Genomic DNA, 20,669 nt, shown 5'->3' on the forward strand with positions numbered 1-20,669 from the left:
AAAAAGCCCGCCTAGCGGGCTTTTTGCTGCCTGCCGTTCGCAAACTCTTTATCATGGCGACAGATTCGTTGACCGAGCCGACACATGAAGTTTGCTATTGCCCTGTTCTCTGCGGCCCACGCCCCCTCTTCCCGCCGCGCCTTGCTGTTTGCTCAAGCGGTGCTCGCCGGTGGGCATGAGATTGTGCGGCTCTTCGTCTATCAAGACGGCGTCCACAGCACATCGGGCAATATCGTCACACCTCAGGATGAACTCGATGTGCCTCGCCAATGGCGCGAGTTCGTGACCGAGCATCAACTGGATGGCGTGGTCTGCATCGCCGCAGCCTTGCGTCGAGGCGTATTAAATGAAGAAGAAGCGCAACGCTACGAGCGACCGGCCGCCAACTTGCCCGCTCCGTGGGCATTGTCAGGGCTTGGCCAGTTGCACGATGCAGTGCAAGACGCCGACCGACTGATCTGCTTCGGAGGGCCTTGAATGCCTAAGTCCTTATTGATTATCAGCCGTCAGGCGCCATGGTCCGGCCCCGGTGCGCGGGAAGCGCTGGACATCGTGTTGGCCGGCGGCGCATTCGATTTGCCGATTGGCCTTCTCTTCATGGATGACGGGGTGTTTCAGCTCTTACCTGAGCAGACAGCCACCGAGTTGCAGCAGAAAGACCTGACCGCCAATTTGAAGGCTCTTTCACTGTTTGGCATCGACGATATTTACGCGTGTGGCGACAGCCTCGCGGAGCGCGGCGTACTTCCCGACGAGTTGACGATCGAAAACCTGACGCTGCTGCACGGCCCGGAACTGTCGGCGACTATTGACCGCTACGACCAAGTGATAACGCTCTGATGTCAACTCTGCATGTTTTGTCCCATTCGCCCTTTACCGACAGCCGCCTGACGAGTTGCCTGCGTCTGCTGGGCACCGAAGACGCCATTTTGCTGTGTGGAGATGCCGCCTATGGGCTGCGTCAGGACTGCGCGCCGTTCAAGGCGCTTGAGGCCCACAGCGCCTCACTCAAGCTGTTTGTGCTGGAAGAAGATCTCATTGCGCGCAATCTAGCGTTACCGCTCTGGGCCGAAAGTGTCGACTATCCCGGCTTCGTTGCACTGTCGATGCGCTTCGACAAAGTGAATACCTGGCTATGAAACAGTTGCAGATCGCCGAACACCGAGTGGCGTTGGACAAGGATGGTTTCCTTGTAGACCTTAATGACTGGTCCAGCGAAGTGGCCACTGCCATCGCCGAGCAAGAGGGCATTGCCCTTAACGCCGATCATTGGGAAATTCTCCACTTGCTGCGGACGTTTTATGCAGAGTTCCAGCTATCGCCCGCCACCCGCCCGCTGATCAAATACACGGCATTGAAGCTCGGCCCTGAAAAGGGCAACAGCATGCACCTCAATCGCCTGTTCAATGGCACTCCCGCCAAACTCGCCGCTAAGCTGGCGGGCCTGCCCAAACCGACGAATTGCATATGACCGACTTTGCCCCGCTGACCCTTGAAACCCCCGCCGAACACCCGTTTGCCCCATTCGTGCGTATTCTCGGCAAAGGCAAACGTGGCGCCCGCGACATGACCCGTGAAGAAGCCCGGGAAGCCATGGGCATGCTCCTCGACGATAAAGTCGAAGACACCCAACTGGGTGCCTTTTTGATGCTGTTGCGGCACAAGGAAGAAAGCGCAGAAGAACTCGCAGGCTTTACCGAAGCCGTGCGCGAACGTTTGCACGCGCCGGCCCTCAGGGTAGACATCGACTGGCCTACCTACGCAGGCAAGAAACGTCATCTGCCGTGGTACCTGCTGGCGGCCAAATGCCTGGCTCAGAACGGTGTGCGAGTTTTGCTCCACGGCGGTGGCGCACATACCGCTGGCCGGTTGTACAGCGAGCAGTTGCTTGACCTGCTGGGCATCCCGCTGTGCCGCAATTGGCAAGCGGTCGGAATCGCGCTTGAACAACACAACCTGGCGTTTATTCCGCTGGGCGATTGGGCGCCGCAGTTACAGCGCATGATCGACCTGCGCAACACCTTGGGCCTGCGTTCGCCGATTCACTCGTTGGCACGGGTGCTCAACCCGCTGGGCGCGCGCTGCGGCCTGCAAAGTATTTTCCACCCCGGCTACCAAGGGATGCACCGCGAAGCCAGCGGTCTGTTGGGGGATAACGCCATCGTCATTAAAGGCGATGGCGGTGAAGTTGAAATGAATCCTGACACCATCAGCCATCTCTACGGCACCACCGGCGGTCAAAGCTGGGATGAAGAATGGCCGGCTCTGGCGCCTCGACGTCACGTCAAACCCGCTACCCTTGACCCCTTGCAGCTAACGGCGCTATGGCGTGGCGAAGTTGAAGACAGCTACCCGCAACTGGCGTTGATCTCTACTATTGCCTTGGCCTTGCGCGGACTCGGAACACCGCGGGATGAAGCGTTTGTGCTGGCTCAGCAGTATTGGGACGCTCGAGACCGATCGATTTAACCGATCATAACCGCCGATGCTTTGCGCTATTCGCTCGAACCATTGTCTTTAGACTGATTCCATATCCCTGTAGGAGAGGGATTACCTTTATTGGGAGACAAACATGGGCCTTCTGGTCGACGGACACTGGCATGACCAGTGGTACGAAAGCAGCAAAGACGGCGCGTTTCAGCGCGAAAACGCGCAACGGCGCCACTGGATCACCGCCCACGGCAGTGCCGGGCCTAGCGGTGAAGGCGGTTTTTCCGCGCAAGCTGGCCGCTATCATTTGTACGTTTCCCTCGCCTGCCCTTGGGCTCATCGCACCTTGATCGTGCGCAAGCTCAAAGGCCTCGAAAGCTTGATCGACGTGTCCGTGGTCAGCTGGCTGATGCTGGAGAATGGCTGGACCTTCGACAAGAACCTCGGCTCCAGCGGCGACAAGTTGGACGGCTTCGAGTTTATCCACCAGCGTTACACCGCAGACGACGTTAACTACACCGGTCGGGTAACGGTGCCGGTGCTGTGGGACACACAACAGCAGCGCATCGTGAGCAATGAATCCTCGGAAATCATCCGCATGTTTAATTCAGCGTTTGACGGATTGACCGGCAACCGACTGGACTTCTACCCGGAATCACTGCGTCGCGACATCGACGCGCTGAATGATCGAATCTACCCAGCGGTTAACAACGGCGTTTACCGCGCTGGCTTTGCCACGTCGCAAGGCGCGTACGAGCAGGCGTTTGATGAGCTGTTTGCTGAGCTGGACACGCTGGAAGCCCTGCTTGGCGAGAAACGCTATCTGGCTGGCGAGCACCTGACCGAAGCCGATGTACGCCTGTTTACCACCATCATTCGTTTTGACGCCGTGTATTTCGGGCACTTCAAATGCAACTTGCGACGCATTGCCGATTACCCGAACCTCAGTAATTGGCTACGCGAGTTGTATCAGTGGGAAGGTGTTGCTGAGACCGTGGACTTCAAGCACATCAAGAACCATTACTACGCAAGCCACAAGACCATTAACCCCACCGGAATTGTGCCTAAGGGACCGGCGCTGAACCTCAAGGCCACCCATGATCGCGCACGGCTTGCAGGCAGCGGCATCTGGTCAGGCAATTGAAACAGCCTTGATCTCCCGTAGTGTTAGATATTCGACTGAGCGCCTTCAAACCACTTCAGTTTTTCCCGCAACTGCACCACTTCACCAACGATAACCAGTGTCGGCGCATGAACTTCATGCTCGGCCACTAATTGCGCAAGGTTCGCCAGCGTGCCAGTAAATACCCGCTGATTCGATGTGGTGCCTTGCTGGATCAGCGCGGCAGGAGTGTCAGCGCTGCGACCATGCTTGATCAGTTGCTCACAGATAATCGGCAACCCAACCAGCCCCATGTAAAACACCAACGTCTGCGCTGGTGCCACCAAGTCGTTCCAACGCAAGTCGGTGCTGCCGTCTTTAAGGTGCCCAGTGACGAAGCGCACAGACTGCGCATAATCACGGTGGGTCAGCGGAATACCGGCGTAGGCCGCGCAACCACTGGCCGCGGTAATGCCTGGCACCACTTGGAACGGTATGCCGTGGGCCGCCAACTCTTCGATTTCTTCGCCGCCGCGTCCGAAAATAAACGGATCGCCGCCCTTGAGGCGCAAAACACGCTTGCCTTGTTTGGCCAGTTCAACCAGCTGCTGATTGATCTCGTCTTGCGGCAATGTGTGATCGGCACGCTGTTTACCCACGTACACCCGCTCGGCGTCGCGTCGGCACAACTCAAGAATCGCCGGCGCAACCAAGCGGTCGTACAGCACCACGTCGGCTTGCTGCATCAATCGCAGGGCACGAAAGGTCAACAAGTCCGGATCGCCCGGACCCGCACCGACCAGATACACCTCGCCCACCGCGCTGGGTACTTCGCCGTTGATCTTGGCAACTAATAAACGCTCGGCTTCTGCGCCTTGCCCGGCCAACTGCCGATCAGCAATCTGCCCTTGAAACACCTCTTCCCAGAACGCCCGTCGCTGCTGAACATCCGGGAGCAGGTTTTTTACCTGACTGCGAAACCGCGCAGCGAGGCCAGCCAATTGACCGTAGGTCGATGGAATCCAGGTTTCCAGCTTGGCGCGAATCAATCGCGCCAGTACCGGAGCATCCCCGCCACTGGAGACCGCGATCACCAATGGCGAGCGGTCAACAATGGCCGGAAAAATCACGCTGCATAACGCTGGCGAATCCACCACATTGACCGGCACACAACGCCGCTTGGAGTCACGGGAGACCTGGGCGTTGAGCGGCTCGTCGTCGGTGGCCGCAATGATCAGCACGCAGCCATCGAGATCACTCTCGACATACCCACGAACAATTACTTCGCCGCCGCCACCTTGTACCAATTCGCGCAGTTGCACTTCTATGGCAGGTGCGACCACCCGCAACACTGCACCGGCGTCAGCGAGCAAGCGGGATTTGCGTAACGCAATTTCACCCCCGCCCACTACCAGCACGCGACTGCCATGCAGGTTATGAAACAGCGGTAGAAATTCCATTTAGCCGATGACCTCAAGGCCACCCATGTAGGGCTTGAGCACTTCAGGCACCCGAATCGAACCATCGGCCTGTTGGTAGTTTTCCAACACGGCAACCAGCGTCCTACCGACAGCCAGACCCGAACCGTTCAATGTGTGAACCAGTTCCGGCTTGCCGGTTTCCGGGTTGCGCCAGCGTGCTTGCATGCGTCGCGCCTGGAAATCACCGCAGTTGGAGCATGACGAAATTTCACGGTATTTGTCTTGGCTCGGGATCCAGACTTCAAGGTCGTAAGTCTTGGTCGCACTGAAGCCCATGTCGCCGGTACACAGCGCCAGTACGCGATACGGAAGCTCCAGCAGTTGCAGGACGCGTTCGGCGTTACCGGTCAGGCTTTCCAAGGCGGCCTGGGATTGATCCGGCTGAACGATCTGGACCATCTCGACCTTGTCGAATTGGTGCTGACGGATCATTCCGCGGGTGTCGCGGCCCGACGCGCCGGCTTCGCTACGGAAGCACGGGGTGTGTGCGACGAATTTCATCGGCAGCAGCTTGGCGTCGAGAATCTCGCCGGACACAATGTTGGTCAGCGACACTTCCGCCGTCGGGATCAGGTAGAGGTCGGCCTCACCTTCGCGGGTGATTTTGAACAAGTCTTCTTCGAACTTCGGCAATTGGCCGGTACCCTGCAGCGCAGGCGCCTGCACCAGATAAGGCGTGTAAGCCTCTTCGTAGCCGTGGTCGGTAACGTGCAGATTGATCATGAACTGCGCAAGGGCGCGGTGCATACGGGCAATCGGGCCACGTAACAACGCGAAACGTGCGCCAGAAAGCTTGGCCGCAGTTTCAAAGTCCAGCCAGCCGAACTTTTCGCCCAGCGCGACGTGATCCTGAATCTCGAAATCGAATGCAGTGGGAGTGCCCCAGCGACGAACTTCGACGTTGTCGTTTTCGTCAGCGCCCAACGGCACCGATTCGTGCGGCAGGTTCGGCATGCTCAGCAGCATCGAATCCAGATCAACCTGAATCGCGTCCAGTTCAATTTTGCCGGCAGCCAATTCATCAGCCATGCGGTCCACATCGGCCATCAGTGGAGCGATGTCTTCGCCCCGCTGTTTAGCCTGGCCGATAGATTTAGATCGGGCATTACGCTCGGACTGCAACTGTTCAGTACGGGTCTGGACGGTCTTGCGCTGAGCTTCCAGCGCTTCGATGCGGGCGATATCCAGGGTGAAACCACGGGACGCCAGGCGATCCGCTACGTCCTGAAGTTGGGTACGTAACAGTTTTGAATCGAGCATATCGTTCTCTCGTCTATCAAAGTTTGGTCAAGGACAGGCCAGCCCAAGTGGCAAGTAGCCCGCCGAATACGCTGATACCCGCATAGCCCAGGGCCAGTGGCACTTGCCCGCTTTCAAGCAAGCGCAACGTATCCAGTGAAAAGGATGAAAAGGTCGTCAGACCACCTACAAAGCCGACAATCATGCCAGCTCGAATCTCGATGGGCACTTCAGGACGGGTCAAGAACAGCCCGTACAGAATGCCAATGATCAAGCAGCCGACCAAGTTGACAGCCATTGTCGCCGCGTAGAAGTGGCGTGGCCAGTTCGCATTGACCCAGTTGCCCGTAGCGAAGCGCAATAATGTACCAGCGATGCCGGCTACGGACACCGCAAGAATCATTTGAATCACTACTTTCTCCGTTTGCGCGGGCTGGCTTTGTCTAGCGCCGCCAGATGGTTGAGCTTTTCTCCGATCTTCAACTCAAGACCTCGCGGGACGGGCTGGTAGTACTGACGCGGCTCAAGGTTGTCTGGAAAGTAGTCTTCGCCAGCGGCATAGGCATCAGGTTCATCGTGGGCATACCGATATTCCTCCCCATAACCGAGCTGTTTCATCAGTTTGGTCGGTGCGTTACGCAAATGCAGTGGGACTTCCAGCGAGCCGTGCTCAGTGGCTTCACGCATCGCGGCCTTGAAGCCCATGTACACGGCGTTGCTTTTTGGCGCACACGCGAGATAAACGATGGCTTGGGCCACGGCCAGCTCTCCTTCAGGGCTGCCCAAGCGCTCTTGCACGTCCCACGCCGACAAGCAAAGGGTCAACGCGCGCGGGTCAGCATTGCCGATGTCTTCGCTGGCCATGCGCACCACGCGCCGGGCCAGGTACAACGGGTCGCAGCCGCCGTCGATCATCCGTGCAAACCAATACAACGCGGCGTCCGGGTTTGAGCCACGAACCGACTTATGCAGCGCGGAAATTTGGTCGTAAAACGCTTCGCCGCCTTTATCGAAGCGGCGACGGCTGTCCCCGAGCAGGCTTTGCAGCAGCTCAATACCGATTTCAGTGCCGTCTTCGGCCAAGTCTGACGCGTTTTCCAGAAGATTGAGCAGACGCCGACCATCACCGTCGGCGGCGGCCAAGAGCATCTTGAAACCATCGTCGCTCAAGGACAATTGATGCTTGCCCAAGCCGCGCTCTTCGGTCAGGGCGCGCTGCACCAGCTTGTGCAGCGCCGCTTCGTCCAGGCTTTTCAGCACGTAGACTCGCGCACGGGACAATAAGGCGTTGTTCAATTCGAAAGACGGATTCTCGGTGGTCGCACCGATGAAAATCAGGGTGCCGTCTTCGACGTAGGGCAGAAACGCGTCCTGTTGTGACTTGTTGAAGCGGTGTACTTCGTCAACGAACAGGATGGTGCGACGGCCATATTGTCCGGCCTGTTGTTTAGCGATTTCGACGGCTTGACGGATTTCCTTGACCCCGGCAAGCACTGCCGAGACCGTTTCGAAGTGTGCATCGGAGACTTTTGCCAGCAATCGCGCCAGGGTGGTTTTTCCCACCCCCGGCGGGCCCCAGAAAATCATCGAATGCAGCGCGCCCTGTTCCAGCGCCTCACGCAGAGGCTTGCCGGGGGCCAACAGGTGTTGCTGACCGACGTACTCGTCCAGATTGGCTGCGCGCAGGCGTGCAGCCAAGGGCTGAGCAATCGGTTCGCTTCGAAACAAGTCCATGGGCTGCGCTTGAAACCTCTTATTCCTGAATGACGTCAGCGCCTTTCGGGATGTCGAACACGAACTTGCTGGCCGGGATCGGCTCGTTAGCCTTCACACCGGTGAACAATATGTTAGTGCGCTGGCCGACGCTGTCGATCAGTTGCATGTCGTTGATCATGCCGTTACGGAATGACAGGCGCAGGCTGTCGAACAGCGTGTCCTTGGTCTTCGGCTTGAGAATGAAATCAATCACGCCGCCCGCTTCTTTGGCGCTGATGTCGAAGCTCTCGCTGATTTTCGAGACGTCACCCGACAGCAGCAACGCAGGGGTTTGAGTCAGGCGCTGGTCCAGGGTCTTGATGGTTACTTGCTGCAAATCTGGATCCCACAATGAGACTTTTTTGCCGTTGGAAACCATCAGCTGCTCCTGGGGCGCGTCTGTGTGCCAGTAGAACAGCCCAGGACGCTGCAGTGACATGTCACCGGCGGTTTCCTGCAACTGCGTGCCACTGCCGTCTAGCGTCAGTTGAGAGAAGCGTGCAGACAGCGTTTTCGACGTTTCAAGCAACTGGGTCAGTCGCGCAACGTCCTTGCTGTCGGCGTGGGCCGAGACCGCGGAAAAAGCCAGTGCAGATACCAACAACATGCGAATAAGGCGCATGGGATTCCTCATTGAATTCAGTGAAAGTCCGAACGGCGCACAACCACGCCGTCCGGGTCAGTCGCGCATCGGGGCTGGCGCGAGCACTTCGCGCGAGCCATTGGTGTTCATGGACGTCACAACGCCGGCCTGTTCCATGGTTTCAATCATCCGGGCCGCGCGGTTGTAGCCAATTTTCAGTTTGCGCTGAACGGCAGAAATAGAAGCGCGGCGGCTTTCTAGAACGAAGCGAACCGCCTCGTCATACAGCGCATCGCTTTCGCTATCATCGCCGCCTTCACCACTGCCACCGTCAAAGCCGCTGCCGGGCTCTTCAACGCCCGCCAGGATTTCTTCGTTGTAATCGGGCGTACCTCGCAGCTTCCAGGCTTCTACGACGCGGTGAACCTCTTCGTCGGAAACATAGGCGCCATGCACGCGAATAGGCAGGCTGGTGCCAGGCGGCATGTAGAGCATGTCGCCGTTACCCAGCAATTGTTCCGCGCCGCCTTGATCAATGATGGTCCGGGAGTCGATCTTGCTCGACACCTGGAACGCCATGCGGGTAGGAATGTTTGCCTTGATCAGACCGGTGATAACGTCCACCGACGGACGTTGGGTTGCAAGAATCAAGTGGATCCCGGCCGCTCGGGCTTTCTGGGCGATACGTGCAATGAGTTCTTCGACCTTTTTGCCGACGATCATCATCATGTCGGCGAACTCATCCACCACCACCACAATGGTCGGTAGGGTTTTCAGCAGCGGCGCGATGTCGTGAATGCTCTCGCGCTTGTACATCGGGTCGAAAAGCGGAGTGCCCGCCTCCTCCGCGTCCTTCACCTTGCGGTTGAAGCCGGCGAGGTTGCGCACGCCCATGTTCGCCATCAGCTTGTAGCGCCGCTCCATTTCGGCGACGCTCCAGCGCAGAGCATTGGCGGCGTCTTTCATGTCGGTGACCACCGGGCACAGAAGATGCGGAATGCCTTCGTAGATCGACAGTTCGAGCATTTTCGGGTCGATCATGATCAGCTTGGCGTCTTCCGGGCCTGACTTGAACAGGATCGACAGGATCATGGCGTTGACCCCCACCGACTTACCGGAGCCCGTGGTACCGGCCACCAACAAGTGCGGCATTTTTGCCAGGTCGGTGATGACCGGACGTCCGCCAATGTCATGCCCCAGCGCCAACGTGACGGGCGACTTGGCGTCATCATATTCAGGCGACGACAGCACTTCAGAGAAGCGCACCACCTGACGGTCTTCGTTGGGAATCTCGATGCCGACTGTGGTTTTACCCGGAATCACTTCAACCACACGGACACTGGTCACCGCCAGCGAGCGGGCCAAATCCTTGGCCAGGTTTGAAATACGGCTGACCTTGACCCCGGCGGCGGGCTGAATTTCGTAGCGAGTGATCACAGGTCCCGGATGAATGGAGTCAACCGTGACTTCCACGCCAAACTCTTTGAGCTTGATTTCCAGCAAATGACCGACCGCAGCCAATGATTCTGGGGAATAGTTGAGCTTCTTGACTTCGGCCGGGTCGAGAATCGAAATAGGCGGCAAGGTGCCTTCCACCGCGCTGTCGATGAACAGCGGTGTTTGTTTCTCTTTCTGTACGCGCTTACTTGGCTCGGGCGCTTTCGCGGGGGCCGGGGCAATGACCGCCGGCACATGCTTCTCGCGGTCGGTCATGTGCTTGCTGAGGGCTTGTTCTCGCTCGATCAAGCGTTCTTTGGCTTTGGCCTGCTCGCGACGATCAGCGGTTACCGGCGCCACTACATCGTTGACGCGACTGTCGACCTCACGCAATTGCGCAACCATTTGCTTACGGTCGGTACGTGCCGACCACCAGCGATTAGCCGCACTTTGGAACAATTCGAACAGATCAAGGGTGATCTTGCCGGTGACATCCATCACCTTGAACCACGACAGGTCGGTGAACACTGTCAGGCCGAACAAAAACAGCGCAATGAACAACAGCGTGCTGCCCTGGATATTCAATGCGTTTTTTGCCAGGTCGCCCAGACTTTCGCCCAGCGCGCCGCCACTTGATGCTGGCAAGCCCGCCGTAAAATGGAAATGGATATGGGCCAATGCAGCGCCGGACAGCACCAAAAATACCAAACCGATCAGGCGCCAGGAGAACAACCAGCCACTCCACTGCCAGGGCTCATGCCGCTGACGGAAGATTTGCCAGGTTTTTATCGCCAGCAACAGCGGGAAGATGTAAGCGAAGTAGCCCAGCACCATGAACAGGATGTCGGCCGAGAAGGCGCCAGCACGACCCGCAGCATTTTGTACCTGCTGAGAGTTGCTGGTATGGCTCCAGCCCGGATCGCTCTGGTCGTAGGTTAATAACGCCATCATCAGATACAGGCACAGGGCGCCGATGGCAATCAGAGCACCTTCCTTGAGCCGGTAGTGCAACTGCTGACGCCAAAGCGGTATGGGATTGGTTGCTACGGTGGATTTCTTCAAACGCTATTTTTCCTGCGCCTCGGCGCGAACATCTAATGATTGACTACGAAATACAACTTCCAGCGCCCAGAAAGAATAAACCAACGGCACTGTTCACTTCCAACTCGGTCGAAAATCTGAAGCTACGTCAATAAGAAAGGCATTGTACGGGTTTGCGCGACCGATGCCACGTTCGACTGGCATGGGTTAGCATAGCTTCGTGTATCCACTGAGCAGCGCAATTTGAGCATGCATTGTCTTTTGTGACAAAGGGTTATGAGATGCTTCCAACACGCGCTATTGAACCTACACTCAGCACTTGGCTGATCATTGAAGCACTCAGCAACTGCCGCCCACTGCGGAAATTCAAAACACATTTCGTTAACGGGACCGTCTACGACCACGCCAGCAACCCAGAGTTGCAACCGTCGAGCGATTCCACCCTCCCCTTGCGCAAAGTTCTGACGCCATGTTGACTTGGTTACAGCGAAATACCCTGACATTTCCGCCCTTGGAAAAAGCCATGCGCGAGCCCAACGGCTTATTGGCCGCAGGCGGCGACCTTTGTGCCGACCGATTGATTCAGGCATATCGGCACGGCTGCTTTCCGTGGTTCCAGGAGGGTCAGCCGATTTTGTGGTGGTCGCCGGATCCGCGCACGGTGCTGTTTCCTGAAGAGCTGCATGTATCTCGCAGCTTGAGCAAGGTCATGCGCCAAGGGCATTTTCAAGTGACCTTTGATCAGGACTTTGCGGCGGTGATTCACGCCTGCGCCGCACCGCGTAGCTACGCCGACGGCACCTGGATTACCGACGCCATGCAGTCGGCCTACCTTGAACTGCATCAACGCGGCTTCGCACACAGCGTGGAAGTGTGGGAAGACGGTCTGCTCGTCGGCGGACTTTATGGCTTGGCGATGGGTCAACTGTTTTTCGGCGAGTCCATGTTTAGCCTGACGGACAACGCCTCAAAAGTGGGATTTGCAACGCTGGTAGAACGGCTGATCGCTTGGGGTTTCGTTTTGATTGACTGCCAGATGCCCACTCAGCACCTTGAGAGCTTTGGCGCCAGATCCATTGCGCGCAAGACGTTTGCTGACTACCTTCACGCCCATCTGGATAGACCCACTGTTGCCGACTGGTTACCTAGGCGAGTTTCATAGCCTGACATACACTCTAACTAAAGATTTTATCCGAGGGTTGATCCATGACCGAGCTGGCGCGGCTTAAGTTCTATGCCACTCAACCCCATTCCTGCAGCTATTTGCCTGAGGAACAAGCGACGACGTTATTTCTGGACCCAAGCCAGCCAATGGATGTTCAGGTGTATGCCGACCTTTCCGACATGGGTTTTCGCCGCAGCGGCGACCACCTGTATCGGCCTCACTGCCAAAACTGCAGCGCCTGCGTTCCTGCGCGCATTCCCGTCGGACTGTTCGTTCCAGATCGCCAGCAAAAACGTATATTCAAACGCAACGCTGATGTGCAAGTCCGCGCAGCAAAGCCTCATTTCAGCGAAGAGTACTTCGACCTGTATCAGCGTTACATCGAGCAGCGTCATGCCGACGGCGACATGTATCCTCCCAGCCGCGATCAGTTTTCGACTTTTTTGATCCGTGACCTGCCGTTTTCGACGTTCTATGAATTTCGCCTCGACGGTCGCCTGTTGGCGGTGGCCGTTACCGACCTTCTGCCCAACGGTCTTTCAGCGGTTTATACCTTCTACGAACCCGCCGAAGAGCGCCGCAGTCTGGGGCGCTACGCAATTCTTTGGCAGATAGCCGAAGCCGCCCGGCTACAGCTGCATGCGGTGTACTTGGGCTACTGGATAAAGAACTGCAAAAAGATGAATTACAAAACCCAATACCGACCCATTGAGCTACTGACAAATCAACGTTGGGTGACTCTTTATTGAAGCGCTTGGCTAAACCCCTATTTTTCGGGCACAATGCACGCCGCTTTTGCCTGGCGCAGTTGCACCGGGCCACTCATTGGATACCGAGGGCTTTTACTGCATGTCGAAAGAAGACAGCTTGGAAATGGAAGGTACTGTCGTCGACACCCTGCCCAACACCATGTTCCGTGTGGAGTTGGAGAATGGGCACATCGTCACCGCGCATATCTCCGGCAAAATGCGCAAGAACTACATCCGTATTCTTACCGGTGACAAAGTGCGCGTCGAAATGACGCCGTACGACTTGAGCAAGGGCCGCATTACTTACCGCGCCCGCTAACAGGCCAAAACAAATACGCCCGGTTAATGCCGGGCGTTTTTGTGTGCCTGGGTTTTGGGGGGCATATCACCATTTCTATGGGACCGAATTCATTCGGGAAGGTGCCGATGCGGATTGCCTGTCATGAATTCGGTCCCACAGCTTGAACAAATTTTCCAAATACGATCGCCCACAAAAAAGCCCCGCATCCCAGTGGAATGCGGGGCTTTTTGTTGGCTTACGCCATTTCTGCCGTGGTCTCGAAGTCGAAGGTCATTTCTCCGTCCTTGACGTCGATGTGTACTACGCCGCCATGCTCGGCCAATTCACCAAAGAGAATCTCTTCAGCCAGCGGACGCTTGATTTTATCTTGAATCAAACGCGCCATTGGTCGCGCACCCATCTGCGCATCGTAGCCACCTTCCGCCAGCCAGGTTCTGGCCGCGTCGGTCACTTCAAGCAGCACACGCTTGTCTTCCAGTTGCGCCTGCAGTTCGGTAAGGAACTTGTCCACCACGCTTTTAATAACCTCATGGCTGAGGCGAGTAAATTGAATGATGGTGTCCAGGCGGTTCCGGAATTCCGGCGTGAAACTCTTCTTGATCACTTCCATCGCATCAGAGGAGTGATCCTGGTGCGTAAAGCCGATGGAAGCCCGCGCCGCAGTTTCAGCGCCAGCGTTGGTGGTCATGATGACGATCACGTTGCGGAAGTCCGCCTTACGCCCGTTGTTATCGGTGAGCGTACCGTGGTCCATCACCTGCAACAGCAGATTGAAGACTTCCGGGTGCGCCTTCTCGATTTCATCGAGCAGCAGGACACAATGCGGTTGCTTGGTAATCGCCTCGGTCAGCAAACCACCCTGATCAAAACCGACATAACCCGGCGGAGCACCAATCAAGCGCGAAACGGTGTGGCGCTCCATGTACTCGGACATATCGAAGCGAACCAGCTCGATGCCCAACGCCTTGGCCAACTGACGAGCGGCTTCGGTCTTGCCGACACCGGTAGGACCGGCGAACAGGAACGAACCCACTGGCTTGTCCGGAGACTTCAGGCCGGCACGCGATAGCTTGATCGCAGTCGACAGCGCGTCGATCGCTGCATCCTGACCGAACACGGTCAGCTTGAGGTCGCGCTCCAGGTTACGCAGCAGTTCTTTGTCCGAGCTGTTGACGTGCTTAGGCGGAATACGTGCGATTTTGGCCACGATGTCTTCGACCTGAGGCACTTCAATGCGCTTCACGCGTTTCTCGATTGGCTGCAGGCGTTGGTACGCCCCGGCTTCGTCGATGACATCGATGGCTTTGTCCGGCATGTGACGATCATTGATATAACGCGATGCCAGCTCAGCTGCGGCGCGCAATGCTTCATCGCTGTATTCGATGCCGTGATGCTGCTCGAAACGCCCCTTGAGGCCTCTCAGAATGCCAATGGTGTCTTCAACCGAAGGTTCCGACACATCGACTTTCTGGAAACGCCGGGCCAACGCGCGATCTTTTTCGAAAATGCCACGGAATTCCTGGAAGGTCGTCGAACCGATGCAACGAATATCGCCCGAGGACAATAACGGCTTGAGCAGGTTAGACGCATCCATCACGCCACCCGAAGCTGCCCCCGCACCGATGATGGTATGAATTTCATCGATGAACAGGATCGCCTGAGGGCGCTTTTTCAGCTCGTTGAGCAACGCTTTGAAGCGTTTCTCGAAGTCGCCACGGTATTTAGTCCCCGCCAGCAAAGCGCCGAGGTCGAGGGAATAAACCACGCTATTGGCGAGCAAGTCAGGCACTTGGTTATCGACGATGCGCTTGGCCAGGCCTTCGGCGATAGCAGTCTTGCCGACACCGGCCTCACCTACCAGCAATGGGTTGTTTTTGCGACGCCGCGCCAAGATCTGCGCAACACGCTCCACTTCCATTTCGCGGCCGACCAACGGGTCAATACGGCCCTGACGGGCCAATTCGTTCAGGTTGCTGGCATAGGCATCCAGAGGATTGCCTGAGGAAGAAGACTCACCGCCCTCGTCGTCCTGCATATCTTGCTCACCTTCAGAGTGATCGCCATGCCCTGGTACTTTAGAGATGCCATGAGCGATGTAATTGACAACATCGATCCGGGCAACACTCTGCTGCTTGAGCAGAAATACTGCCTGGCTTTCTTGTTCACTGAAGATCGCAACCAGCACGTTAGCGCCGGTAACTTCACGCTTGCCGGAACTTTGCACATGGAAGACTGCACGTTGCAGTACGCGCTGGAAACCCAAGGTTGGCTGGGTTTCACGGTCTTCGTCGTGGACGGGGATCAACGGGGTCGTGGAGTCGATAAACTCCTGCAGATCATGCTTGAGCTTATCGAGGTTTGCGCCGCAGGCACGCAGAACGGTGGCGGCAGCCTCATTGTCCAAAAGAGCCAGAAGGAGATGCTCAACCGTCATAAATTCATGACGCTTCGAACGAGCCTCCTTGAAGGCTAAATTGAGGGTGACTTCGAGCTCACGGTTTAACATAGCTTCACCTCATACCCAAGTGGTCGGCGTTAACCGTCCTTCTCGATCTCACAGAGTAGCGGATGCTGGCTTTCCCTGGCGTATTGGTTCACCTGCATTGCCTTGGTCTCGGCGATGTCGCGGGTAAACAATCCACATACTGCCCGTCCCTCTGTATGGACGGCCAGCATGACCTTGGTCGCCAGCTCACGATTCAGGTTAAAAAATACCTCGAGCACTTCGACGACGAAATCCATCGGGGTGTAATCATCATTAAACAAAACCACTTTGTACATCGGTGGCGCCTGCAACGCTGGTTTAGCTTCTTTCAGCGCCACTCCTGCGGCGTCATCGTCATGTGTTTCCGGACGATCCTGATTGAATGTTAGTCGAATCTGGCTGAATGCATGCATGGAAAGAAGGGTTCGTAGGTGGACGGATTCATTAATTTAGCCGCAGCGGGGCCGGTTTTTCACCGGACTGCCGCATGACCTTGACTATCGGCAAAACAGTGTTACAAACAATAGAACCCACATTGGGTAAAAAGGGTCCGTGCAGTCAACCAAATTCTTTTCGGTCCGGCGGATGAGGTGGATCATACTCCAGACGGAGTCCTTTGCAGAGGGATGAGAAATGGCAATAGTTAGTAGTAACAACTCTGTCAAGCACGGCAAGGTCAAATGGTTCAACAATGCCAAAGGCTATGGCTTCATCAATGAAAACGACAAGACTGAGGACCTGTTCGCCCACTATTCAGCGATCACGATGGAAGGCTACAAGACGCTGAAAGCGGGTCAACCCGTTGTTTTCGAAATCATTCAAGGCCCCAAAGGACTGCATGCGGTCAATATAATGGCCACGAGCGAGATTCAATCGGAGCAACCGGTGGCTGCTCCCAGCGAGACCAAGACAACCTCAGATGTAAGTGCCTGAAACGTCGAATTCAAGACCTTAGCGAAAAAAAGCCAAAAAAAACCGGCCAGTTCATCACCTGAACTGGCCGGTTTTTGCGTTCTGAACTGACGCTACATGTGCGAGATCAGCGCGTCGCCGAAGGCTGAAGAAGACAGCAGCGTGGCGCCGTCCATCAGGCGTTCGAAGTCGTAAGTCACGGTTTTGGCAGAAATGGCGCCATTGGTGCCTTTAATGATCAAGTCCGCAGCCTCGATCCACCCCATGTGACGCAACATCATTTCAGCGGAAAGAATCAGCGAGCCTGGGTTCACCTGATCTTTGCCGGCATATTTGGGTGCCGTACCGTGAGTGGCTTCAAACATCGCGATGGTGTCGGACAAATTGGCGCCCGGCGCGATACCAATGCCGCCGACTTCTGCTGCCAGGGCGTCGGACAAATAGTCTCCGTTCAGGTTTAGCGTCGCGATCACATCATATTCAGCTGGGCGGAGCAAAATCTGCTGAAGCATGGCGTCAGCAATTGCGTCTTTGACGATGACGTTTTTGCCGGTTTGCGGATTTTTGAACTGCATCCAGGGTCCGCCATCGAGCAAGGTCGCGCCAAACTCTTCTGCCGCCACTTCGTAGGCCCACTCTTTGAAGGCACCTTCGGTGAACTTCATGATGTTGCCTTTGTGTACAATCGTTAGCGAGTCGCGGTCATTATCGACCACATACTGCAACGCCTTGCGTACCAGACGCTTAGTACCTTGCAACGAAACCGGCTTGACGCCAATGCCACAGTTTTCGTCGAAACGGATCTTGGTAACGCCCATTTCTTCTTTCAGAAACTTGATGATCTTGATCGCTTCGGGCGAGCCGGCCTTCCACTCGATCCCGGCGTAAATATCTTCAGAGTTTTCACGGAAGATGGTCATGTCCACGTCGCCTGGTTTTTTAACCGGGCTCGGCACACCTTCAAACCAACGCACAGGGCGCAAGCATACGTAAAGATCCAGTTGCTGACGCAAGGCAACGTTCAAGGACCGAATGCCACCACCGACCGGTGTGGTCAGCGGTCCTTTGATAGAGACAACGTAATCTTTTACCGCGTCCAGGGTTTCCTGGGGTAGCCAAGTGTCTTGATCGTAAACCTGGGTCGCCTTTTCTCCGGCGAAAACTTCCATCCACGAGATCTTGCGCTCACCGCCGTACGCTTTATTAACCGCCGCATCTACAACCTTGATCATCACCGGACTGATGTCGACACCAATACCATCGCCTTCAATGAAGGGGATGATCGGATTGTTCGGCACATTCAAGGAATGGTCTGAGTTGACCGTGATTTTTTCACCGACTTTGGGAACCTGAATCTTCTTGTATTCCATGCTGGACTCCACGTTTTGGTTAACATCCTGGTTACGGCCGAGCGTAACCCAGTTGAAACTGGACTGGAACTACAGGATCCAGCCTTAGATGCGCGGCCTATGATCCGGCCGCAGGCCACTACCTGCGTATTAATGCTTAACACCGGTGGTATACTGCCGCCGGTGACCAGCAAGTCACTGAGGACGGAGCCTCTGGATCGGGACTTCCCAGCCTCTACCAGGCCGAGCTTCTACCTTAGCTCAAGCGCTTGACGCCGTATGGATGCATTCCTCATCACCGCGACGCCCCTCGACTTTCGCCTCATTGATGACTTTGGACGAAAGCGCCTACCCTGCGCATCTCGAGATTTTGTGCACGCTCAGCAAAGAAGAGAGTTACCAAAAATGTCCATCCGCTCGAAAATCATCTACACCTTCACCGACGAAGCTCCTGCACTCGCGACGTACTCCTTGCTTCCCATCATCGAAGCCTTCACTGCCTTTGCTGATATCGACGTTGAAACTCGCGATATCTCCCTCGTAGGCCGTATTCTTGCAAGCTTCCCTGAGAACCTGAGTGCAGACCAGCAGGTGCCGAACCATCTTGCTGAACTCGGTAGTCTGGCAAATACCCCAGAAGCCAATATCATCAAGCTGCCTAACATCAGTGCCTCGGCTCCCCAACTGATCGCCGCCATCAAAGAACTGCAAGCTGGCGGTTTTGATATCCCGGACTACCCGGAAGCACCGACGAGCGACGCTGACAAAGAAGTTAAGTCCCGCTACGACAAAATTAAAGGCAGTGCTGTTAACCCAGTTCTGCGCGAAGGCAACTCAGACCGCCGCGCGCCACTTTCGGTCAAGAACTACGCTCGCAAGCACCCGCATAAAATGGGCGCATGGAGTGCAGATTCGAAGTCGCACGTTGCTTACATGAACAACGGTGATTTCTACGGCAGCGAAAAAGCTGCCCTGATCGACGGCGCAGGCAGCGTCAAAATCGAATTGGTCGCCAAGGGCGGTGCCGTCACCGTTCTGAAAGAAAAAACCACCGTGAAAGCGGGCGAGATCATCGATTGCTCGACCTTGAGCAAGAAAGCGCTCAGCAGCTTTATCGCGGTCGAAATCGAAGACGCTAAAAAGCAGGGCGTTTTGCTCTCGGTTCACTTGAAAGCCACCATGATGAAGGTCTCCGACCCAATCATGTTCGGCATCATCGTGGCCGAATACTACAAAGAAGCGCTGACCAAGCACGCCGCCGTGCTGAAAGAAATCGGCTTCAACCTGAACAACGGCATTGGCGATCTGTACTCGCGCATCAAAGCGTTGCCAGCCGCGAAACAAGCTGAAATCGAAGCTGACATTCAAGCGGTTTATGCCACTCGCCCTCCTCTGGCGATGGTCAACTCCGACAAGGGCATCACCAACCTGCACGTCCCAAGCGACGTCATCGTTGATGCTTCGATGCCTGCGATGATTCGTGACTCTGGCAAAATGTGGAACACCGCTGGGGTTCTGCAAGACACCAAGGCCGTCATCCCGGACCGTTGCTACGCGACGATCTACCAGACCGTGATTGAAGACTGCAAGAAACACGGTGCTTTCGATCCGACCACCATGGGCAGCGTGCCTAACGTGGGATTGATGGCGCAAAAAGCCGAAGAGTACGGTTCCCACGACAAGACCTTCGAAATCCAGGCTGACGGCGTTGTGCGGATTACCGACGACAAAGGCCGCTTGTTGCTTGAACAGACCGTTGAGACGGGTGATATCTGGCGCATGTGCCAAGCCAAAGACGCACCGATCCAGGATTGGGTCAAATTGGCTGTCAACCGCGCCCGCGCCAGCAACACCCCGGCCATTTTCTGGTTGGACCCGCTGCGCGCCCACGACGGTGTGGTGATCGAGAAGGTTCAGAAGTACCTGAAAGACTACGACACTTCAGGCCTCGATATCCGCATCATGTCGCCCGACGACGCGATGAAGTTCACCCTGGCACGTACTCGCTTGGGCCAAGACACCATTTCGGTGACGGGCAACGTGCTTCGCGACTACCTGACTGACCTGTTCCCGATCATGGAACTGGGCACCAGCGCGAAAATGCTGTCGATCGTACCGTTGATGGCCGGTGGTGGCCTGTTCGAAACCGGCGCTGGCGGTTCAGCACCGAAACACGTGCAGCAGCTTTTGGAAGAAAACTTCCTGCGCTGGGATTCGCTGGGTGAGTTCCTGGCCTTGGCCGCCTCGCTTGAGCATCTGGGCGTCACTTACAACAACCCTAAAGCCAAGATATTGGCCAGCACACTTGACCAGGCAACGGGCAAGTTCCTGGACAACAACAAGTCGCCTTCGCGCAAAGTCGGCAACATCGACAACCGCGGCAGCCACTTCTACTTGGCGATGTACTGGGCTCAGGCGTTGGCAGCTCAAACTGAAGACGCCAGCTTGCAAGCACCGTTCAGCAAATTGGCTAAAACCCTGGCAGACAATGAGGCAACCATCGTTGCCGAATTGAACGCAGTACAGGGCAAGCCAGTGGACATCGTCGGTTACTACCGCTTTGATCCTAAGTTGGCGAGCGCAGTCATGCGTCCAAGCAAAACCTTGAACGCGGCGATCGCCGCACTTTAAGGCGCAACC

Annotated in this window: 19 protein-coding genes and 1 pseudogene; 11 read left to right on the forward strand and 9 right to left on the reverse strand. The window is 56.2% G+C overall.

Features of this window, described 5'->3' with window-relative positions:
* The first annotated feature begins 84 nt into the window (after positions 1-84).
* The 6 genes from tusD (at position 85) to RHM59_RS08535 (ending at position 3,574) form a co-directional block, all read left to right on the forward strand.
* Positions 85-477: a sulfurtransferase complex subunit TusD gene (tusD, locus tag RHM59_RS08510; protein WP_322286408.1), complete on the forward strand. Its 393-nt coding sequence runs from the start codon at positions 85-87 to the stop codon at positions 475-477.
* Positions 478-840, forward strand: coding sequence for a sulfurtransferase complex subunit TusC (tusC, locus tag RHM59_RS08515; protein WP_322165183.1), 363 nt, complete (start codon positions 478-480; stop codon positions 838-840).
* Positions 840-1,139 (forward strand): sulfurtransferase complex subunit TusB, encoded by a 300-nt coding sequence (tusB, locus tag RHM59_RS08520; RefSeq protein WP_322286409.1) that lies wholly within the window; start codon positions 840-842, stop codon positions 1,137-1,139. Before tusC ends, tusB begins: the two co-directional genes overlap by 1 nt.
* Positions 1,136-1,471: a TusE/DsrC/DsvC family sulfur relay protein gene (locus tag RHM59_RS08525; protein ID WP_322286410.1), complete on the forward strand. Its 336-nt coding sequence runs from the start codon at positions 1,136-1,138 to the stop codon at positions 1,469-1,471. The genes tusB and RHM59_RS08525 overlap by 4 nt, the downstream gene beginning before the upstream one ends.
* A complete protein-coding gene (locus RHM59_RS08530; protein ID WP_322165186.1) occupies positions 1,468-2,469 on the forward strand; it encodes a glycosyl transferase family protein in 1,002 nt (333 codons plus the stop codon). Before RHM59_RS08525 ends, RHM59_RS08530 begins: the two co-directional genes overlap by 4 nt.
* Before the next feature lie 103 nt (positions 2,470-2,572).
* Positions 2,573-3,574: a glutathione S-transferase family protein gene (locus RHM59_RS08535; RefSeq protein ID WP_322165187.1), complete on the forward strand. Its 1,002-nt coding sequence runs from the start codon at positions 2,573-2,575 to the stop codon at positions 3,572-3,574.
* A gap of 23 nt (positions 3,575-3,597) precedes the next feature.
* On the opposite strand, the gene cysG is transcribed toward RHM59_RS08535, so the two are convergent.
* The 6 genes and pseudogenes from cysG to ftsK all read right to left on the reverse strand — a co-directional run bounded on the left by cysG (position 3,598) and on the right by ftsK (position 11,121).
* Positions 3,598-4,992 carry a siroheme synthase CysG gene (gene cysG, locus RHM59_RS08540; protein ID WP_322286411.1) on the reverse strand — a complete coding sequence of 465 codons (1,395 nt, stop codon included), beginning with the start codon at positions 4,990-4,992 and terminating at the stop codon, positions 3,598-3,600.
* A complete protein-coding gene (gene serS / locus RHM59_RS08545; RefSeq protein ID WP_322165189.1) occupies positions 4,993-6,273 on the reverse strand; it encodes a serine--tRNA ligase in 1,281 nt (426 codons plus the stop codon).
* A 16-nt stretch (positions 6,274-6,289) separates the two neighbouring features.
* A complete protein-coding gene (gene crcB / locus RHM59_RS08550; protein ID WP_322165190.1) occupies positions 6,290-6,664 on the reverse strand; it encodes a fluoride efflux transporter CrcB in 375 nt (124 codons plus the stop codon).
* Entirely contained in the window at positions 6,664-7,986 is a 1,323-nt protein-coding gene (locus tag RHM59_RS08555) for a replication-associated recombination protein A (RefSeq protein ID WP_322165191.1), read from the reverse strand. The genes crcB and RHM59_RS08555 overlap by 1 nt, the downstream gene beginning before the upstream one ends.
* 19 nt (positions 7,987-8,005) lie before the next feature.
* Entirely contained in the window at positions 8,006-8,629 is a 624-nt protein-coding gene (gene lolA / locus RHM59_RS08560) for an outer membrane lipoprotein chaperone LolA (RefSeq protein WP_322165192.1), read from the reverse strand.
* A 57-nt stretch (positions 8,630-8,686) separates the two neighbouring features.
* Positions 8,687-11,121 (reverse strand): annotated as a pseudogene (gene ftsK / locus RHM59_RS08565) (DNA translocase FtsK).
* A gap of 416 nt (positions 11,122-11,537) precedes the next feature.
* Here ftsK and aat point away from each other — a divergent pair.
* The 3 genes from aat to infA all read left to right on the forward strand — a co-directional run bounded on the left by aat (position 11,538) and on the right by infA (position 13,301).
* Positions 11,538-12,230 carry a leucyl/phenylalanyl-tRNA--protein transferase gene (aat, locus tag RHM59_RS08570; RefSeq protein WP_322165193.1) on the forward strand — a complete coding sequence of 231 codons (693 nt, stop codon included), beginning with the start codon at positions 11,538-11,540 and terminating at the stop codon, positions 12,228-12,230.
* A 44-nt stretch (positions 12,231-12,274) separates the two neighbouring features.
* Positions 12,275-12,982 carry an arginyltransferase gene (locus tag RHM59_RS08575; protein WP_322165194.1) on the forward strand — a complete coding sequence of 236 codons (708 nt, stop codon included), beginning with the start codon at positions 12,275-12,277 and terminating at the stop codon, positions 12,980-12,982.
* Positions 12,983-13,082: 100 nt separating this feature from the next.
* On the forward strand, positions 13,083-13,301 hold the full coding sequence (gene infA, locus RHM59_RS08580; RefSeq protein WP_219064427.1) for a translation initiation factor IF-1: 219 nt from the start codon (positions 13,083-13,085) through the stop codon (positions 13,299-13,301).
* A 217-nt stretch (positions 13,302-13,518) separates the two neighbouring features.
* Here infA and clpA read toward each other — a convergent pair whose 3' ends face one another.
* Complete coding sequence (gene clpA / locus RHM59_RS08585; RefSeq protein WP_322165195.1) at positions 13,519-15,789, reverse strand: ATP-dependent Clp protease ATP-binding subunit ClpA; 2,271 nt, start codon at positions 15,787-15,789, stop codon at positions 13,519-13,521.
* Between the two features lie 29 nt (positions 15,790-15,818).
* On the reverse strand, positions 15,819-16,181 hold the full coding sequence (gene clpS, locus RHM59_RS08590) for an ATP-dependent Clp protease adapter ClpS (protein ID WP_322165196.1): 363 nt from the start codon (positions 16,179-16,181) through the stop codon (positions 15,819-15,821).
* Between the two features lie 220 nt (positions 16,182-16,401).
* Here clpS and cspD point away from each other — a divergent pair, with 220 nt between their 5' ends.
* Positions 16,402-16,701: a cold shock domain-containing protein CspD gene (gene cspD / locus RHM59_RS08595; RefSeq protein ID WP_322165197.1), complete on the forward strand. Its 300-nt coding sequence runs from the start codon at positions 16,402-16,404 to the stop codon at positions 16,699-16,701.
* Between the two features lie 92 nt (positions 16,702-16,793).
* Here cspD and icd read toward each other — a convergent pair whose 3' ends face one another.
* Positions 16,794-18,050 carry an NADP-dependent isocitrate dehydrogenase gene (icd, locus tag RHM59_RS08600; protein WP_322286412.1) on the reverse strand — a complete coding sequence of 419 codons (1,257 nt, stop codon included), beginning with the start codon at positions 18,048-18,050 and terminating at the stop codon, positions 16,794-16,796.
* Between the two features lie 384 nt (positions 18,051-18,434).
* Between icd and RHM59_RS08605 the strand changes: the two genes are divergently transcribed.
* Positions 18,435-20,660, forward strand: a complete 2,226-nt coding sequence (locus RHM59_RS08605) for an NADP-dependent isocitrate dehydrogenase (RefSeq protein WP_322286413.1) — start codon at positions 18,435-18,437, stop codon at positions 20,658-20,660.
* Positions 20,661-20,669 lie beyond the last annotated feature (9 nt).

This window comes from Pseudomonas sp. MH10 (assembly GCF_034353045.1).
GTDB lineage: Bacteria > Pseudomonadota > Gammaproteobacteria > Pseudomonadales > Pseudomonadaceae > Aquipseudomonas.

Coding starts and splice junctions, on each gene's coding strand:
- RHM59_RS08555 (WP_322165191.1), bottom strand. CDS start 7,986: ATGGACTTGTTTCGAAGCGAACCGATTGCTCAGCCCTTGGCTGCACGC.
- aat (WP_322165193.1), top strand. CDS start 11,538: ATGTTGACTTGGTTACAGCGAAATACCCTGACATTTCCGCCCTTGGAA.
- serS (WP_322165189.1), bottom strand. CDS start 6,273: ATGCTCGATTCAAAACTGTTACGTACCCAACTTCAGGACGTAGCGGAT.
- RHM59_RS08535 (WP_322165187.1), top strand. CDS start 2,573: ATGGGCCTTCTGGTCGACGGACACTGGCATGACCAGTGGTACGAAAGC.
- RHM59_RS08605 (WP_322286413.1), top strand. CDS start 18,435: ATGTCCATCCGCTCGAAAATCATCTACACCTTCACCGACGAAGCTCCT.
- infA (WP_219064427.1), top strand. CDS start 13,083: ATGTCGAAAGAAGACAGCTTGGAAATGGAAGGTACTGTCGTCGACACC.
- cspD (WP_322165197.1), top strand. CDS start 16,402: ATGGCAATAGTTAGTAGTAACAACTCTGTCAAGCACGGCAAGGTCAAA.
- tusB (WP_322286409.1), top strand. CDS start 840: ATGTCAACTCTGCATGTTTTGTCCCATTCGCCCTTTACCGACAGCCGC.
- icd (WP_322286412.1), bottom strand. CDS start 18,050: ATGGAATACAAGAAGATTCAGGTTCCCAAAGTCGGTGAAAAAATCACG.
- tusC (WP_322165183.1), top strand. CDS start 478: ATGCCTAAGTCCTTATTGATTATCAGCCGTCAGGCGCCATGGTCCGGC.
- cysG (WP_322286411.1), bottom strand. CDS start 4,992: ATGGAATTTCTACCGCTGTTTCATAACCTGCATGGCAGTCGCGTGCTG.
- clpS (WP_322165196.1), bottom strand. CDS start 16,181: ATGCATGCATTCAGCCAGATTCGACTAACATTCAATCAGGATCGTCCG.
- tusD (WP_322286408.1), top strand. CDS start 85: ATGAAGTTTGCTATTGCCCTGTTCTCTGCGGCCCACGCCCCCTCTTCC.
- RHM59_RS08525 (WP_322286410.1), top strand. CDS start 1,136: ATGAAACAGTTGCAGATCGCCGAACACCGAGTGGCGTTGGACAAGGAT.
- RHM59_RS08575 (WP_322165194.1), top strand. CDS start 12,275: ATGACCGAGCTGGCGCGGCTTAAGTTCTATGCCACTCAACCCCATTCC.
- RHM59_RS08530 (WP_322165186.1), top strand. CDS start 1,468: ATGACCGACTTTGCCCCGCTGACCCTTGAAACCCCCGCCGAACACCCG.
- clpA (WP_322165195.1), bottom strand. CDS start 15,789: ATGTTAAACCGTGAGCTCGAAGTCACCCTCAATTTAGCCTTCAAGGAG.
- lolA (WP_322165192.1), bottom strand. CDS start 8,629: ATGCGCCTTATTCGCATGTTGTTGGTATCTGCACTGGCTTTTTCCGCG.